Origin of the sequence: Acinetobacter sp. 161(2023) (assembly GCF_037027805.1) — a bacterium.
Classification (GTDB): Bacteria; Pseudomonadota; Gammaproteobacteria; order Pseudomonadales; family Moraxellaceae; genus Acinetobacter.
On sequence record NZ_JAZEYD010000021.1, the window covers coordinates 35,434 to 53,378 of the forward strand.

The window sequence follows — 17,945 nt, forward strand, 5'->3', positions numbered from 1 at the left end:
AATTTATCCTCTATTACCAACGCACTTCGAACTTTTTACGTAACCAAATTGCAAGACTGTTTAAACCAATCAATAGTGCAAGTAGTACGATAATCGCAGCGGCAGTACGGCCTTCGAAGAAGTTACGCAACTCATTACCTTGCCATAAGTAAACTTGGACAGGTAAAGCGGTTGATTGATCAAATGGAGTTGTTGGAATACTTGCAACGAATGCACTCATTCCAATTAAAAGTAAAGGTGCAGTTTCACCAAGCGCATGGGCAACACCAATAATCGAGCCGGTCATAATGCCTGGTAAAGCTAATGGTAAAACGTGGTGGAAAATGGTTTGAAACTTAGAAGCTCCCAAACCAAGTGCAGCTTGTCGAATAGAAGGTGGCACTGCTTTTAATGAAGCACGTGTCGTAATAATGACGGTTGGTAGTGTCATTAAACTTAAAACTAAGCCACCAACAAACGGAGCAGATAGAGGTAAATGCATCCAGCCAATAAAAATTGCTGCACCGAGTAAACCAAACACAATTGAAGGAACGGCAGCAAGGTTATTGATGTTAACTTCAATAATGTCTGTAAGAATATTTTTTGGAGCAAATTCTTCAAGATAGATTGCGCTGGCAACACCAATTGGAATTGCAATAATGATCACAATCAGCATCATAAATAATGAACCCATGAATGCTCCCGCAAGACCACTAATTGCTGGTGAACTACGAGAGTCCGGATTCTTAAATAAGTTCAAATTGAACGTATTTTCAAGAACACCTTTTGCTTTTAGCTCATCTGCAAGTTTACGAACTTCTGGATCAAGTTGCTGCTGATCATCTGGCAATGAACGGTCAATATTACCTTTTAACCAGACATCCACATTGGCATCACCCAAGAAATTAAGATTTTCTTTTTTACCAATGAGTGATGGGTCAGCAAAAACCATGTCACGTAAACGATAAGCTTCTGAACTTGCATAAAGACTACTTAAATGATCACGTTCATTAGCAAGTGCAGGGTCTTTGGCAATCATTCCATTTACAATAATGCCATCCCAATCCACCATACCCATTTTGGTTTGCCAATCGATATAACGCTCTTGATAATGTGCAGGTGCTTCCCCCTGCCCACGAACAGGCACAGGACCTGCATCAATCACTTTCGGATCAAAGTAAATTGGAACATTCATACTCGTTTGCCAAAAAGCAGGTAAACCTTTTGCCAAAATACTGCTAAACAATAGCGCAACAAATGCAAGTCCAATTACGACTGCTGAGAAACCAGCATAACGAAAAGCTTTTTCTTTGCGATGACGTTTAGCCAAAGATTTTTCAATGACCTGTTTACGTCGTTCACGTGATTCAGCAGCAGCTTTTGGATCAAATACGTTCTGATCCAAAGGAGACGATGTATTTGATGTACTCATTCGTATTGCTCACGGTATTTACGCACAATGTACAGTGCAACAATGTTTAAACATAAGGTAATCACAAAGAGTGTTAGGCCTAACGCGAATGCAACCAAAGCTTGTGGGCTGGCAAAGTCAGTATCACCAGTTAACTGTTTTACGATCGTAACGGTCACTGTCGAAACGGCTTGAAATGGATTTGCATGTAAAAGTGGACTGTTCCCTGCTGCCAAAACCACAATCATGGTTTCCCCTACGGCACGAGAAACAGCTAATAAAAAGGCACCTGTAATACCAGGTAACGCAGCGGGTAAAACAACTTGACGAATTGTCTCTGACTTAGTTGCACCAAGCCCTAAAGAACCATCACGTAAAGCACGAGGTACTTGAGTAATAATGTCATCTGATAAAGACGAAACAAAAGGAATAATCATAATCCCCATTACGAAACCAGCAGTTAAAGCACTGGTCGCATTAATTTCAAGACCCACATAGGCACCAGCTGCCTTGAAAAATGGTCCAATAATCATCATGGCAAAAACACCATAAACAATTGTTGGAATACCCGCTAAAACTTCAATTGTTGGTTTTGCCCATGAGCGTAAAGACGAAGATGCATATTCAGCTAAATAAATGGCAATCATTAATCCAATTGGCACGGCAACTAATAAAGCAATACCGCTGACCATGAGTGTGCCCCAGAGCAATGGCAATAAACCATAACTACCTTCAGCATTACCCGAAGTACTAAAGCCTGGGTTCCACTCAGTTCCAAAAAAGAAATCAAGCGGGCTTACAAAACGGAAGAAGTGCATTGCTTCGCCAAACATCGACATCACAATACCGATGGTTGTTAAAATCGCAACACCTGAACACAAAATCAAAGCAACATTAATGGCACGTTCAACTTGGTTACGCGCACGATATTGTTGATTAATTTTTTTCTTTGCCCACACTAAACCCAATAAAGCTGCGCAAACTACAACAGCAAATTTGGCAAAAGAGCCAATAGTTTGAAATTTTGCGAACTGTTGAGCAGCAGCTAATTCATAGGCTGCCGGTTTATCACTTACCCCAAAACCTGAAGCAATCGCTTGAACACGATCAACCAATACACTTCTACCAGCTTCATCAAGTGAAGCACTTATGGATGCTGGAATATTATTAAAAATAATATGGTTTAAAATACTTGGTTCAACCAAGCTCCAAATGATCAAAATTAAAAAAGCAGGGATACCGCACCACAGTCCAACCAGTGCTCCATAATAACCAGGACGAGAATGTAACGTCGCCGAGTTGCTTCCCTTACCTGCTAGGCTACGGCTCTTTCTTAGCCCAAGTTGATATGCGATGGCCACAAGGGCTAACAACACACCGATAAGTAGCAGATTCATGTACTCTCCACTGTTTTCTCAATTGTCATAATTTGGAAAAAACAAGTTAGACAAAAAGGCTGATGAACTCTCAAGATCACCAGCCCCTATTTAAACTAGCTTATTTAACAGTTTTACCTGCTTTAAAGTCAGCCAAAACTTTTGCACGTTCAGCATCAGACATTGCGATTAAGCCATCACGCTCAGCTTTAGAACCTTTACCTGTTGCTTTTTTGCTTACGAAATATTCTACATATTGCGGTAAGCCTTTAACTGATTTTAAATGTTCGCCTTTCACATAGAAGAACAATGGACGAGATACAGGATATGTACCGTTCAATACTGTTTTCTCAGATGGAAGAACATTATTTACTGATGCTACACGTAACTTGTCACGGTTCATGTCATAGAAACTTAAACCAAATACGCCTACTGCACTTGGAGAAGTCTTTAAGCGAGCCAATGTTTCTGTGTAGTCACCAGCAATTTCAATTACACGACCGTCTTTACGGAAAGTCGAACATGCTTTCTTCTGAGCATCTTTATCTAGGTTTTTGAAGTAGTCATATGTTTCACAACCAGCATCAACCATTTTCTCTTGGAAAACTTCACGCGTACCGTGGTTAGATGCAGGAATTACAAGAGTAATTGGTTCGTTTGGAAGTGATTTATCAATCTGGTTCCAGTTTGTATATGGGTTTGGAACCAACTTACCTTTTGAAGGTAACTGTGCAGCTAACGCAGCAAACACATGGTAAGGTTTTAATTTATAAGCTGCTTTATGTGAGTTAGACGCAAATACGATACCGTCGTAACCAATTTTGATTTCTTGAATTTGTTTTACACCAGCTTTGTTACAAGCTTCAATTTCAGTGCTTTTAATTTTACGAGAAGCGTTAGCAACGTCGATTGTGTTATCGCCAACGCCTTGACAGAATTGTTTCAAACCAGCAGAAGAACCGCCAGAACCAACTACAGGAGTTTTAAATTGAGGGAATGTATTACCAAACTCTTCAGCTACAACGCTGGCAAATGGTAGTACAGTTGAAGAACCAGCAATTTGAATCGTATCACGAGCTGCATTTGCAGTCGTTGCTACAGCTGCCCCAGTTACTGCTAACGCAATTGCGATTTGACGTGGATTTAAGCGCATTCTGTTCTCTCTCATTAATGCAATAGGTTGTACGTCACTTTTTGTTGAGTGCTTGTACGCTCTTCGATAGCTGCATTGTGAATAGAAAATATGACAATTAAGTTACAGTATGATGACGCTTTAATGATTTCGATATTGTTAATTGTCATATTATTATTTTTTATCTATTATCAAATATTTAATTCAAACCGAGTAGGTATTCTACTTTATATATTAGTCTATATTATGACACTGATTAAATAAACAGAATTTAAATATTAATAAAATATAAAATTAGAATGTATTATAAATATTTTAAAAATCGATAATTTAACTCTATTTTCACTTGTACGATTAAAAATAATTTTATAACTAAAATTTTTATTAAATTTTACGATAAATAATAATTTCTTTGTAACATGAAAATAATTTGACAAAAGATAAACGGCTACCTACCTTAAGTCAGGTAACCGAAATATCATTGTCAATTTAAACCATCAACTCGATTGTACTTCTGGAAGCACAACCATTTTTTTACGATATTTTAAGAAATACATCAGTGCTAAAACAGCAAGCCAGATTGGGCCTAAAATAACAGCCAATCTCATATCTGGCGTCATTGCCATGATAATAAGAATAAAGCATACAAAGCTAATGGTTAAATAATTACTCCATGGACTCATAATGCTTTGAAATTTGGTTTGACGTTTTTGTAATCTCATTGCTTTCGTAAATTTCAAATGAGTTACTGAAATCATGAGCCAGTTAATGACAAGTGCAGCCACAACGAGCATCATAAAGAGCTGAAAAGCTTGGCCAGGAATCAGATAATTTACGACCACACAAATTGCTGTGATTGATGCAGAAAGAACTGCGGCTAGAACTGGAATACCACGACTGTTTACTTTTTTCAAAAATGCCGGAGCATTACCCTGCTCTGCTAAACCATGCAACATACGGCTATTACAATAGATACAGCTGTTATAAACCGAAATGGCAGCAATTAAGACAACAAAGTTTAAAACGTTCGCAACGCCATTACTATTGAGTGACTGGAAAATCATTACAAATGGGCTACCACCTTCTGCAACCAAATTCCATGGGTAAAGGCACAGTAAGATCCCAATTGCACCGATATAAAAAATTAAAATACGATAAACAATCTGGTTCACTGCTTTTGGAATAGTCGTTTCAGGTTTTTTAGTTTCAGCCGCAGCAATACCAATTAACTCTAAGCCACCAAATGCAAACATAATGACAGCTAACGCCATGACAAAACCGTGAATCCCGTGCGGGAAGAAACCACCGTGTTGCCATAAATTTGCAATGCCTGCTTGCGGACCAGCAGACCCTGTAAATAAGAGATAAGTACCGAAACCAATCATGCTTAAAATCGCAATAATCTTAATGCAGGAAAATAAGAATTCAGACTCCCCAAAAAAGCGGACATTCACTAAGTTAATGCCGTTAATTAAAATAAAGAAAAATAAAGCAGTCATCCAAGTGGGAATTTCAGGCCACCAGAACTGAATGAAGGTACCAATTGCACTGAGTTCAGCCATGCTCACCAGTACATACAACACCCAATAGTTACAGCCAGACATAAAACCAGCCATTTTTCCCCAATACTTATTAGCAAAATAACTAAATGAACCACTTACGGGTTCTTCAACAACCATTTCACCTAAATGACGCATAATTAAGAAAGCAATAATTCCGGCAATTGCATATCCTAATAAAATTGAAGGACCTGCCAGTTTAATCGTTTGAGAAAGACCTAAGAATAACCCTGTTCCGATCGCACCTCCGAGCGCGATGAGTTGAATATGCCGATTGGATAAGCCTTGTTTTAACTCGTGCTTATTGTTTGCATCCATAACGTTATCTCCAATGTTGGTGTCACTTCCTGTACACCTTTATTCAGCACCATATCCGAAGATCAGAAACCGACCTTCGGACATAAGTTTGCTTTAATATGAGTCCATTTAATTTTTAAGAAGACTTGTCCTATCTTCTATTTAAAACGAGCTTGCATCCTTACATTTAATCGGCTGGGAACGCTCCTTTAAAATTTCATAGCCACGATCACCATAATCAAAACGCGCGATGACTGAAGCAAATTTTTTCAAACTCACTGGCGCATCCATTGCTGGTAGTTTTAATTCAATAAAAGTTAGCTGATCATTTAGATGGACATTATCTAAAACACTTCTAAGCTGTCCGGCAGTTTCTACCACATAGGTGGTATGGCCTTTTTTACCGTTAAATACCGCAGGAATTTCAGTATATTTCCAGTTTTGCACGTCGTTATAGGCTGCGTTTTCACCCATAATTAAGCGCTCAATGGTATAGCCACCATTGTTAAGCAAGAAAATGATTGGTTTTAAACCATGACGGATAATCGTAGAAAGCTCTTGTACCGTAAGCTGGAAAGAGCCATCACCAATAAAGAGTATTTGACGGCGTTCAGGAGCTGCCAGCAAGCTACCAAGTAGAGCCGGTAAGGTATAACCAATTGAACCCCAAAGTGGCTGAGCAATATATTTAGCTGTAGCAGGAAGTTTTAAACCAGACAAAGCGGAGTTTGAAGTTCCTACTTCACCAATAATCACATCGTCTTCTTTTAAGAAACCTGCAATGTAGTTCCAAAGTACATCTTGGCTTAGCTTTTGTTGGGCTGGAGCTTCAAGTACTTTCTGTGGTTGTTTTTCAAGAAAAGGCATTGACGATTTACGTGGCGCAACTTTTTTATTTAGCTCAACAAGTAACTGTCCAATTTCAATGCCTGGAAAATCCTGACCAAAAATATTTAAGCCATAAGATTTAATTTCAATATAGTTCTTAGTCGCAATTTGATGAGTAAATACAGCCGAACCGACATCTGTAAAACGTGCACCAATACCAATTAGGCAATCAGACTGCTCAATGATATTTTTCACATGCGGTTGGCTTGCCCCACCCACATAAGTCCCGATATAACGAGGTGAGCCTTCATCCATAATATTTTTTGCAGTATTCATACCCGCAAATGGAATTGAGCATTTTTGAGATAAATCATTTAGAAGTGAAGTTACACCAAAAACTGAAGCTTCATTATCAATAAGAAGTGCTGGGCTCTTTGCATTGTTCAAAATATCGCAAAGTTTATTAACTACGCTGTTTAATAAATCTGGCTCAACCGCTGGATAACTTAAATCAAGTGGTCGCTCAGTAACTTCAATTTTAACGTGAGTAATATCCCCTGCTAACTGGATGTGTACAGGGCGGCGATCAAGGAAACACTGACGTAATACACGGTCAATCTCAAAGGCTGCATTTGCAGGTGTTAGACGAGTTTGGGCAACCGTGAACTCTTTCATACAGTTCATAATGTTGTCGTAGTTACCATCAACAAGCGTATGGTGAATTAAAGTGCCCTTTTGAACTGCATGTAAAGGTGGAATACCAGAGATATGAACAAGAGGTACATTTTCTGCATATGCACCTGCAATGCCATTAATCGCGCTTAAATCGCCTACACCATAAGTAGTTGCCAAGGCAGAAAAACCGTTAATTCGTGCATAACCATCGGCTGCATAGGCAGCATTTAACTCATTACAATTTCCAATAAATTCGAGTTCTGGATCTGCTTCAACTTGTTCGAGATATGAGAGGTTAAAATCACCAGGTACACCAAACAGATGTTGGATACCCATTTGTTTTAAACGAAGATTTAAAAAGTCACCGATTTCTATGAACATTGCTCTATATCCTTTGAGACAAATTTTTATTCCATAGAAAAATAATATTTCATCTACCTTTTAGATTTCGTGCATAATGAAAACGCATTTTAATAAAAATACATGATTTGTGTATCATAAAAGGATTTTATGCAATGGATAAGTTCGACTGGCAAATCATTCAGGCACTACAAAAGAATGGACGGCTCACCAATCAGGAAGTTGGAGATTTAATCGGTTTATCTGCTTCCCAATGTTCTAGAAGAAGACAGCTCCTTGAGCAAAAAGGCATAATTTTAGGTTACACCGCCCGCATCCAACAACAAGCGCTAGGACTAGAAGTCACGGCAATGATTCACATTAATTTAAGAACACACGAAGCAAAATCGCAGCAGGCTTTTCAAGAGCTCATTGAAGCGGAAGATAACATTCAAGATGCATTTTCGATCAGTGGCGATGCGGATTTTATTTTAAAAGTCGTTGCTGAAAACTTAGAACAGCTTTCTCAATTTGTAACCGAAAGATTGCTTTCTTATAATTTTATTGGTCACATAAAGTCTTACATTGTTCTAAAAAAAATTAAAGAACAGAATCATTTTTTGATCAAACCTAAAGGTCACGGTTACCATCACACGACTTAAGCAAATTAGTTTTTTAATAAAATAATTTAAAATAAAAAGGCGGATACTAGATCCGCCTTAAAATTAATATTTAGACTTTACTTATATGGACTGTTTGCCCAATCGTATTTTCAAGTAAACCTTCTAAACCGAACTCAGCACCTAAGCCTGACATTTTCCAGCCACCAAAAGGTGCATGAGGCAGAACTTCTGCATGTGTATTGATCCAAACAGTACCGCATTGAAGCTGAGTCGCGTAAGTTTGAGCAGCTTTAATATCAGAAGACCAGATTGAACCACCTAAACCAAATTCACTGTCATTGGCACGAGCAATTGCATCATTGATATCGGTATATTTTAAGACAGGTAACACTGGACCAAATTGTTCTTCTTGTACCACACGGCAAGAGTCAGACACTTCAGTCAAAATGGTAGGCGCAATAAAATAACCCTGCTCTGGTAATTGCTGCTGACCAGAAAGCGCTTTTGCACCTTGCTCTATGGCTTCAGTAATAAGAATTTTCACTTTGTTATATTGCATTTGGTTTTGTACTGGACCAAATGTTGTAGAAGACTCCATTCCATCGCCCACAATTTGAGCATTGGCAATGTCAGCTAACTTTTGGGATAAAGCATCGTATTGGCTTTCATGTACATATAAACGTTTTAACGCCGCGCACGTTTGCCCAGCGTTCAAGAATGCCATGTTAAAAATCTTAGTTGCAATTTCATCGATATTTGCATCTGGCAATACAATACCCGCGTCATTACCGCCAAGCTCTAAAGTTAAATGTTTTAACTGTTGAGCTGCACCCTTCATAATGTGCTGACCAGTTCGAGTTGAACCCGTAAATACCACTTTTTGTACATCTGGATGAGAAGATAATACTTCGCCAATGTCACCAGCACCCACCACAATTGAAATAACACCGGCTGGAACTTCTTGCTGAATGATTTCACATAAACGCAAAGTCGATAGTGGCGTGTATTCAGAAGGTTTACTAATGACAACGTTACCAGCACGCAATGCAGGCATGATATGCCAAACCGCAATCATGAGCGGCCAGTTCCAAGGGGTAATTGAAGCCACCACACCTAATGGCTGGCGATGGCGCTCAATACGCTTGGTTTCGCTGTCTTCAATCACTTCAACAGGTAAATCCATAGCAGCGGCATAGCGAGTCCAACCAATTGCACCCTGCACTTCCATTTGCGCAAGCGCCAGTGGCTTACCTTGCTCAAGCACAACAAGTTCTGCAAGCATCTCAGCATGCTTTTCAATGCCATCTGCAATTTTGTTTAAAATCGATTTACGTTCATCGTGTGAAACTTGCTGCCAAGCTTTAAAAGCCTGCTTAGCTGCACTCACTGCTTGATTTACCTGCTCAACTGATGCTTTTGCACAACGTGCAGCAGTTAAACCTGTAGCAGGATTAATAATTTCTAATTCACCTTGTTCACCTGAACAAAGTTGACCGTTAATAATCAGTTTAAATTCATTGAGCATATTCGCTTGTTGCATTTCTTCTTCCTTGTCTTAATTGTAATTACAGCCACTTACTTTTTTCAGTTAAAACGGGATTATTTAAAGTAAGTACGATCTTGATATATCAATGTGACCAAAAATATTGGGGACATACCAATACAATAAGAAATTTGTTCCCCATAAATCATGCATAATTATTTATGTTTTTTGAAAATATGCATCTTTTGTGTATATATAGCTACTCTCATGCACACTTTAAATAAAATTAATATGGAATAAAAAAAGCCCGGTAATAAACCGGGCTTTTTTGTTATCAACTCAATTAGACAATTGGTGGTACATAGTTACCAGAAGCAATCGCATCTTTAATGCGGTCAGCTTCAACCAATACTTGACCTAAAAGGTTTTTAACATTTTCGAATGTCACAACAGGGCTTAATGTTGTCATCTTCAATGACTGTACATTACCCACTTTTGTTACACCGATATTTGCTTCACCACGTGCAAACAATTCGTCTGCTACGTTTTGGTTCAAGCTATCGATAAACTCAACTGGGTAGCCCTGTGGAACAACGCGGAACAATACCGAAGCAAATTGTGGTTCAACTAAAAGCTCTAAACCGTCAGTTGCCTTGATGTAATCTGCAACTTCACGAGTCAGTTTTACACCATGGTCAATCATTGAACCGTAAAGGTCTTCACCCAATGATTCAATTGTCATCCACAATTTCAATGCATCAAAACGACGAGTCGTTTGTAATGACTTAGAAACAAGGTTTGGTACCCCATGTTCTTCGTCATAAGCAGAGTTCAAGTATTCAGCTTCGTAGTGCATAAAGCGATAGTTCGCTTCGTCTTTCAACAAGAACGCGCCACAGCTAATGCTTTGGAAGTAATGCTTATGGAAATCCAGTGTAATTGAGTCTGACAATTCAATACCATCAAGCATTGCACGATAGTCGTTTGACAGAATTAATGCACCGCCCCATGCTGCATCGATATGCATCCATGAACCATATTTATTGGTAATTTCACGGATTTTCTTCAATGGATCAATTGCACCAGCATCGGTAGTACCAGCTGTCGCAACGACACAAGCAACTACTTTGCCTTCTGATTGCAAATGCGCCATCGTTTTTTCGAGAGCATCTACATCCATCTGTGCATTTTCATTCACAGGAACAGTCACAACTGACTGGAAGCCCATGCCCATCATTGCCATGTTCTTTTGCACAGAGAAATGTGCATTTTCAGAACAAATGACTTTGACGTTTTTCATTGCTTCAGCTGGAATACCATCGCGCTGTACAGACCACGGATTACCGTTTTCGTCTTTCCAGTTTTTCGAAATGCACCAGTCACGCGCAAGCAATACACCCATTAAGTTAGATTGAGTACCGCCAGAAGTGAAAACACCCGCCTGACCAGAACCATAACCAACTTTTTGGCGTAACCAATCAATGAGCTGAACTTCCATTAATGAACCGGCTGGGCTTTGATCCCATGAGTCCATAGACTGGTTAGTTGCATTGATTAACACTTCCGCAATCTGGCTCATTACCATCGTTGGACAATGTAAATGTGCTAATGAGTGCGGATGATGTACTTTTAAGCTTTTATTTAAGAAAAGCTCAATCATACGTTGAAGTGATTCTTGTACACCCATACCTTCTTTTGAAGGTTGGAAAGAAATTGCTGAACGCAATTCTTTAATGCTACCGCCTGTGTACATCTTTTCATTTTGCAACCATGCTGAAACGGCTTTTACCGCTTCGCCCATTGCTGACTCATAGTCAGCAATGGATTGTGCATCATTGCAGAGTAACGCTTTACGATGTTCTGCAAAATCCACCATATTTATGCGCCTCGTACTGCAACCAATGCTTCTGCAATTGCTTTCTTAAAGCGAGCAATTACCTCAACACACTCTTCTTGAGTGATGATAAGCGGACAAAGTAAACGAATTACAGTGCCGTTACGACCGCCTTTTTCAAGCAATAATTTATTGTTGAAGCAAGCAGTTTGAATTGCAGCAGCTAATTGAGAGTCTGCAGGAAGCGAACCAATACGATCAGCTTGCTTACGCTCGTCAACAATCTCAACACCGATCATCAAACCACGACCACGTACATTACCGATACATGGGAATTCTTGAGCTAATTTTTTAAATTCAGCTTGTAGATAATCACCACGCTCTTGCGCATTTTGAGCAAGATTTTGTTCAGTAATCGTTTTTAATACGACAAGGCCTGTACCCATAGCAAGTTGGTTACCACGGAAAGTACCCGTGTGACCAGCAGGTTGCCAAGCATCAAATTTACGTTTAATACCTAATACTGCAAGTGGTAAACCACCACCTACTGCTTTAGACATTACAACAACATCAGGTTCAATACCTGCATGTTCAAATGCAAACATTTTGCCTGAACGTGCAAAGCCAGCTTGAACTTCGTCTAAAATTAAAACGATGTTGTGCTTTTCAGTCACTTCACGGATTTTTTGCAACCATTTTACTGGAGCTGTAACTACGCCGCCTTCACCTTGAATCGCTTCAAGAATAACAGCAGCCGGTTTTGTTACACCGCTTTCAACATCTTCGATAAAGTTTTCAAAGAAGTAAGTTAAAGCGTCAACACCAGCTTCACCACCCAAACCAAGTGGGCAGCGATATTCATGCGGATATGGCATGAATTGTACGCCTGGCATTAAACCGTTAACTGCATTTTTTGCACTTAAGTTACCAGTCATAGCAAGTGCACCATGGGTCATACCATGGTAACCACCAGAGAAACTGATCACTGAACTACGGCCAGTGTAAGTCTTAGCAAGTTTAATTGCTGCTTCAGTTGCGTCTGCACCAGCAGGACCACAGAACTGCAAGCAATATTCTTCTTTACCACCAGGTAAATATGCTAACAATGCTTCAGTGAATGCATCTTTTAAAGGTGTGGTTAAGTCTAAAGTATGCAATGGCAAACCACTTGCCAATGTATCTTGAATACTTTGAATCACCGCAGGATGATTATGACCTAAAGCCAATGTACCTGCCCCAGCTAAACAATCAAGGTACTCTGTACCTTCAACATCAGTAACCCAGCATCCTTGTGCTTTCGCTATCGCTAACGGTAATTTACGTGGATAGCTACGAACATTTGATTCCATTTGACTTTGGCGAGTCAAATAATATTCGTTAGTAGCATTAGTGGCAGGGTTAACGGAAGTAACGCTCATATCGGATTACCATCTCTGATAGGGGGAAAGAAATAAGTCTGGTGACGATTGGTCCTTTGACTCGGTGCTTTATAGAACTAGTAAAGACACTTATTTTATATCTTTTAACTAGGAGCGCGATGATACCTAATTTTACAAGAAAAAAAACGTCTTTTATGTACTTTACTCATCTAATCTTATTGAAAAAATGTATCATCCCAATAGTTAAGATGAATTATCATCATACTATGTGACAACCTAAAGAAAATATTCTTTTTTTATATTACTTTGATTTTTTAAGTTACATTGAAATACTTTATTTTTAAGTCTTTATTTTTAGAAGAGTTTATCTATACCAAAATTTAAAAAAACTGATCTAAATATTACAAATACGCCACAAAATCTGCAAAAGTTATGCATAACTTATGTTTAACATTTCTTAATGAAAAAAATTAAATTTATATTAATTTTTAAAGGAAAAATTTATGCGTACTTTAGCTGTCTCAACCCTTCTTTTAGGTTCCCTCCTTAGCCCGTTGGTTTTTGCTCAGGATAGTAATGCTTTGAACTATAATATTGTGAATGTGCAAGCTGAAGCTTCTCGTCAAGTTTCTAATGATGAAATGCATGCAACTTTATATATTGAAAAAAGTAACAAACAACCAGCCGAACTTTCAAATCAAATTAATCAATTGATGAATCAGGCACTTGCCGTTTCCCGTAAATATCCGCAAGTAAAAGTGGAAACAGGTGCACAAAGTACTTATCCAATTTACGACAACGACAGTAATAAGCTAAAAGAATGGCGTGGTCGCGCTGAAATTCGTCTTGAAAGTAAAGATTTTAAAGCAGCAAGCCAGTTAGTAAATGAATTGCAACAAAACTTCCAAACTCAATCAATTAATTTTACGGTTTCAGATGAGCAACGTAAAAAAGTTGAAAATGATTTGATGGTCGAAGCGTCTAAAAACTTTCAACAACGTGCCCAAATGTTGACTCAAGCATGGAATAAAAGCCAATACACACTAGTTAGCTTGAACTTAAACACTAACAATTATTTCCCACAGCCTTTAATGCGAGCGAGTATGGCTAAATTCGCTGCTGCTGAAGCGGCTCCAGCTCAAGACATGGCGGCTGGTGAGTCTAAAATTACCGTGAATGCAAACGGTTCAATTCAATTTAAATAATTTATTGATCTAAAAAAGCCGCATGAAAGATGCGGCTTTTTTTGTATGTGCGATTCATTATATTTAACTTAAATTTTGCAAAGAATCCCAAGCAGCTTTAGCCAAAATATCTTTATAAACTTTAGGATTTGAAGGAACGCGTTGTGATAACCATGCACGACAGTAATTTTCTGTAGATCCAATCACCAGTGAAAGTAATAGCTCATGAGGGATAGATTTTAAAAACTCAGCCTCAGCATAATTTGAAATTTCGCTAAAGATCTTTTGATTTCTTAATTTATTTTTCTGAACAAGACGTTGTTGATCCTCACCTTGCATCACACTAAAACGAGCAGATATTAAAAATTTGGCAAACTCAGGCTGTTCACTTACCCAATCAATGTAACTATGAATAAAAGCATATAAAACAGCTTGAAGAGATTTTGTGCCTTCCAGATAGTTATCTCTTCGTACCACCTGATCATCTAAAGCTGCAAAGAATAAAGTCGCAACAATTCCTTCTTTATTTTTAAAGTGGTGATAAATAGCCCCTACGCTACTATCAGATTTCGAACGAATCATCTCAATACTTGTAGTTTCAATTCCATTTTCTAAGAAACAAGACAAGGCATCTAATAAAATCTGTCTTTTTAAAGCAGCCCTTCTGCCTGGATATAACCGTTCTAATAACTCTTGTGCAGATTGCATTGTTTGTTCCCTAACCAGTTATCGGAGATATTCTGAATGACTTGACTCACTTTTGTAAACAGAATTATATTCTTCAACAGAATATAATTCTGTTTTTATTAATATGGAGCTTTAAACCATGGCAACTACTTTAGAACTTTGGAACAAAGTGTCTGCTTTCCCGAAAGGAAAATGGACTTTCTCACGCATGCTATGTTTAAAAGCGCCTTATTTCGGCAGTATTTCACCGCTCTTTATCGATTTAAAACCGAATTATTGTGAAATATCGATTAAGAAAAAACGTTCTGTTCTCAATCATATTGGAACAGTTCATGCGATTGCGATGTGTAATATGGCCGAGCTTGCAGGTGGCACAATGACAGAAGTTACTGTGCCTTCCACACATCGTTGGATTCCCAAAGGTATGACTGTCGAATATTTAAAAAAGGCAGGAACAGACCTAATTGCAGTTGCAACACCTGTAGAGAAAAATTATGACTGGGATAAAGCTGGCGAATATTTAGTGAATGTAGAAGTCTATGATTCCCAGAATGAGAAAGTCTTCCAAGCTATAATTACCATGTGGATTTCTAAAAAGAAGTAATAAAAAAGCCCTGAACTGATCAGGGCTTTTTTTGATTATTTTTTAAAGGGTAAAGCATATTTCAAGATACGACCTACAACCTGACCAAACTGTTTAGTCAAACTTGCGTTGTTATAGTTCAGACCATATTTTTTACATACAGCTTCAACTTTTGGAGCCATTTGGCGATAACGACGCGCAGGAACATCAGGATATAAATGATGCTCAATCTGATGGCTCAAATGTCCGCTTAAGATATGTAATGCTTCTGAACCTTTTAAGTTTGAAGAACCACGAATCTGGCGCATATACCAATGGCCACGGCTTTCGTCTTGTAAAACAGACTTTGGAAATACTTCTGCATCTTTAGTAAAGTGACCACAGAAAATAATCGTAAATGTCCAGATATTACGAAGACCATTCGCAACCAGATTTCCAGTAAATACAGGTAACGCCGCGGGCCCTGCAATTAATGGGAAAAAAACATAATCTTTGAAAAGCTGGGTACCAATCTTTTTATTAACAGGTTTTAATTCTTCCACGAATTTTGCCATGCTCTTACGCTTATAAAGAACGCGACCAATTTCAAGGTTCTGAATCGCTACCCCCCATTGGAACAATAAGCAAAATGGAATGCTATAAACCGGTTGAAACAAGAAACCAGGTTTCCAACGTTGCTCTGGGAATAAGCGAAGCAAACCATAACCAATGTCATCATCGATACCTTTAATGTTGGTATATGTGTGATGTTTATAGTTATGAGTTTGACGCCAGTTATCAGAAGTACCGACGGTATCCCATTCGTAAGTTTGACCATTGAATTTAGGGTCATTCATCCAGTCGTATTGGCCATGCATAACGTTATGACCAAGTTCCATGTTTTCCATAATTTTAGAAAAGCCTAATAGACCTGTTCCTAAAACCCAAGCTGGTGGGAACCAACCTGCAAATAAACATACTCGGCCTAAAAAGCTACTGTAGCGAACTGCTGCATAGACGCGACGGATATATTTAGCATCTTTCTCACCCAAATCATCCAACACTTCTTGTTTGATCTGATCAAGCTCTTTTGCAAATGCGTCAAGTTCTGCTGGAGTCAAATCTCGATTTTTAGGATTTTTAAAATATTCGACTTTCACTGGCATATTCATAAAAGTTCTCTCTTAAAGATCAATAACTAGATCAGATTGTGCTGAGTTCACACAAATTTTGAGTAATTGGCTTGGTTCGGTATTTTCACTACCATTGAGTAAGTTACGTGTAGAACCTTGAGCTTTACTACAAACGCACTTATTACAAATTCCCATACGGCAGCCATGTGTTGGCTTAAGGCCTTCATGTTCCAGACTCACCAAAATTGATTGGCCTTTTGGAATTGCAATGATCTTATTAGACTGGGTTAATGTGACATTTACATAACCAACTTCAGCCGTACTATCACGAGTCAAGCTAAAAGCTTCTGTTAATACAGTCGGTGCTTTTTCAAAAAGCTGTTCCACTGTTGAAACGAAACCAGAAGGTCCACACGCATATATAGTGCTATTTTCCAAATCGTCTACTAAGGCTAAATGCTCTGCATTTAAACGTTCATCATTTGGTGTTTCTTGTGTATAGAAAACCTGATAACTAAAATTTGGGAATTGCTGAGCAACTTTTTCAAAGTATTCAATAAAAGCTGCATCTGAGCGTTGCTTTACCCAATATAAAAGCTGTACTTGAACTTTATCTAACTGCTGGCTTTGTTTAATTGCAGTGATTAAGCTCAACATTGGGGTAATACCACTACCCGCAGCTAGCATAATTAATTTCGGTGTTTTGATATTTTGCTGCATATCGCCATAAGGCTGACCAAGCTCAAAAACATCACCAATTTGGCTTTCAGTCATAAACCAGTTACTGACGATACCATCTTCCACTTTTTTAATGGTTAAACGTAAATGTTGTTCGTCAATTTGCGTCAAGCTATAAGTACGTTCATAACGACGACCAGCAATTTCAACAATGACAGGATGATGCTGACCAGCAACACCTATTTTCACTAAACGGTTACATTTTAGTGTAAGACTTACCATGTCATGAGCGACAAATTCTTTTTTTACAATTTGAACAAGCCCATGTTTTACAGACCATAAAGGATTAACTTTTTGTAGCCAGAAGTTAGCCATTTCTTTATCAAAAATGGTTTGTGTCAATGAATTGAATAGAGAATTTCTCTTTTCGATTGCTTGCATAGCTGGAGGCTCTGTCGCTCTTTTTTAATTATTATACACATGTATATATATTTGTATATACACCCGTACTTTTAATTACAATTTCACAAGTTCAGCTTCTAAGGCTATAATCCTAAGAGTTTACAAATATATTGAACAGCATGACCCAATCTTCACTTTCTCAGAACCTGAATGACACACCTCTACAACAAGATGTCATTGAAATTAAAACAGCTACGCGTTCTGTGGGAAGAAAAGCGACAATTACTAAAGAAGAACTTTTTCAGGCTGCTCTAAATCTGATTGGCCCACAAAAAAGTATTGCTTCATTAAGTTTACGTGAAGTAGCACGAGAAGCTGGCATTG

14 protein-coding genes and 1 pseudogene are annotated in these 17,945 nt (G+C 38.4%); 4 read left to right on the forward strand and 11 right to left on the reverse strand.

Features of this window, described 5'->3' with window-relative positions:
* Positions 1-13: 13 nt before the first annotated feature.
* The 5 genes from pstA to WA249_RS17525 form a co-directional block, all read right to left on the reverse strand.
* Entirely contained in the window at positions 14-1,411 is a 1,398-nt protein-coding gene (gene pstA / locus WA249_RS17505) for a phosphate ABC transporter permease PstA (RefSeq protein ID WP_336170606.1), read from the reverse strand.
* The gene (pstC, locus tag WA249_RS17510) at positions 1,408-2,787 is read right to left on the reverse strand and encodes a phosphate ABC transporter permease subunit PstC (RefSeq protein ID WP_336170608.1); all 1,380 of its coding nucleotides are present in this window, start codon (positions 2,785-2,787) and stop codon (positions 1,408-1,410) included. Before pstC ends, pstA begins: the two co-directional genes overlap by 4 nt.
* Positions 2,788-2,887: 100 nt before the next feature.
* Complete coding sequence (locus WA249_RS17515; protein WP_336170610.1) at positions 2,888-3,919, reverse strand: substrate-binding domain-containing protein; 1,032 nt, start codon at positions 3,917-3,919, stop codon at positions 2,888-2,890.
* A 476-nt stretch (positions 3,920-4,395) separates the two neighbouring features.
* Positions 4,396-5,775 (reverse strand): amino acid permease, encoded by a 1,380-nt coding sequence (locus WA249_RS17520; RefSeq protein WP_336170612.1) that lies wholly within the window; start codon positions 5,773-5,775, stop codon positions 4,396-4,398.
* A 141-nt stretch (positions 5,776-5,916) separates the two neighbouring features.
* On the reverse strand, positions 5,917-7,638 hold the full coding sequence (locus WA249_RS17525; protein ID WP_336170614.1) for an alpha-keto acid decarboxylase family protein: 1,722 nt from the start codon (positions 7,636-7,638) through the stop codon (positions 5,917-5,919).
* Between the two features lie 134 nt (positions 7,639-7,772).
* Here WA249_RS17525 and WA249_RS17530 point away from each other — a divergent pair, with 134 nt between their 5' ends.
* On the forward strand, positions 7,773-8,258 hold the full coding sequence (locus WA249_RS17530) for an Lrp/AsnC family transcriptional regulator (RefSeq protein ID WP_004643588.1): 486 nt from the start codon (positions 7,773-7,775) through the stop codon (positions 8,256-8,258).
* A 70-nt stretch (positions 8,259-8,328) separates the two neighbouring features.
* Here the strand turns inward: WA249_RS17530 and WA249_RS17535 are convergent, their stop codons facing one another.
* From WA249_RS17535 to WA249_RS17545, 3 genes are all read right to left on the reverse strand, one after another.
* Entirely contained in the window at positions 8,329-9,759 is a 1,431-nt protein-coding gene (locus WA249_RS17535; protein WP_336170616.1) for an aldehyde dehydrogenase family protein, read from the reverse strand.
* A 286-nt stretch (positions 9,760-10,045) separates the two neighbouring features.
* Positions 10,046-11,578 carry a pyridoxal phosphate-dependent decarboxylase family protein gene (locus tag WA249_RS17540; protein WP_336170617.1) on the reverse strand — a complete coding sequence of 511 codons (1,533 nt, stop codon included), beginning with the start codon at positions 11,576-11,578 and terminating at the stop codon, positions 10,046-10,048.
* 2 nt (positions 11,579-11,580) lie between these two features.
* Complete coding sequence (locus WA249_RS17545) at positions 11,581-12,954, reverse strand: diaminobutyrate--2-oxoglutarate transaminase (RefSeq protein WP_016137437.1); 1,374 nt, start codon at positions 12,952-12,954, stop codon at positions 11,581-11,583.
* A 464-nt stretch (positions 12,955-13,418) separates the two neighbouring features.
* On the opposite strand from WA249_RS17545, the gene WA249_RS17550 reads away from it, so the two are divergent.
* Positions 13,419-14,120: an SIMPL domain-containing protein gene (locus WA249_RS17550; protein ID WP_336170619.1), complete on the forward strand. Its 702-nt coding sequence runs from the start codon at positions 13,419-13,421 to the stop codon at positions 14,118-14,120.
* Positions 14,121-14,183: 63 nt separating this feature from the next.
* Here the strand turns inward: WA249_RS17550 and WA249_RS17555 are convergent, their stop codons facing one another.
* Entirely contained in the window at positions 14,184-14,807 is a 624-nt protein-coding gene (locus WA249_RS17555) for a TetR/AcrR family transcriptional regulator (RefSeq protein WP_336170621.1), read from the reverse strand.
* A 118-nt stretch (positions 14,808-14,925) separates the two neighbouring features.
* Here WA249_RS17555 and WA249_RS17560 point away from each other — a divergent pair, with 118 nt between their 5' ends.
* Positions 14,926-15,390, forward strand: coding sequence for a hotdog fold domain-containing protein (locus WA249_RS17560; RefSeq protein ID WP_336170622.1), 465 nt, complete (start codon positions 14,926-14,928; stop codon positions 15,388-15,390).
* 35 nt (positions 15,391-15,425) lie between these two features.
* Here the strand turns inward: WA249_RS17560 and WA249_RS17565 are convergent, their stop codons facing one another.
* On the reverse strand, positions 15,426-16,520 hold the full coding sequence (locus tag WA249_RS17565) for a fatty acid desaturase family protein (RefSeq protein ID WP_336170623.1): 1,095 nt from the start codon (positions 16,518-16,520) through the stop codon (positions 15,426-15,428).
* Positions 16,521-16,532: 12 nt separating this feature from the next.
* Positions 16,533-17,600, reverse strand: a complete 1,068-nt coding sequence (locus tag WA249_RS17570) for a ferredoxin reductase (protein ID WP_336170624.1) — start codon at positions 17,598-17,600, stop codon at positions 16,533-16,535.
* A 140-nt stretch (positions 17,601-17,740) separates the two neighbouring features.
* Between WA249_RS17570 and WA249_RS17575 the strand changes: the two are divergent.
* Positions 17,741-17,945, forward strand: a pseudogene (locus WA249_RS17575) (TetR family transcriptional regulator); the annotation flags it as partial.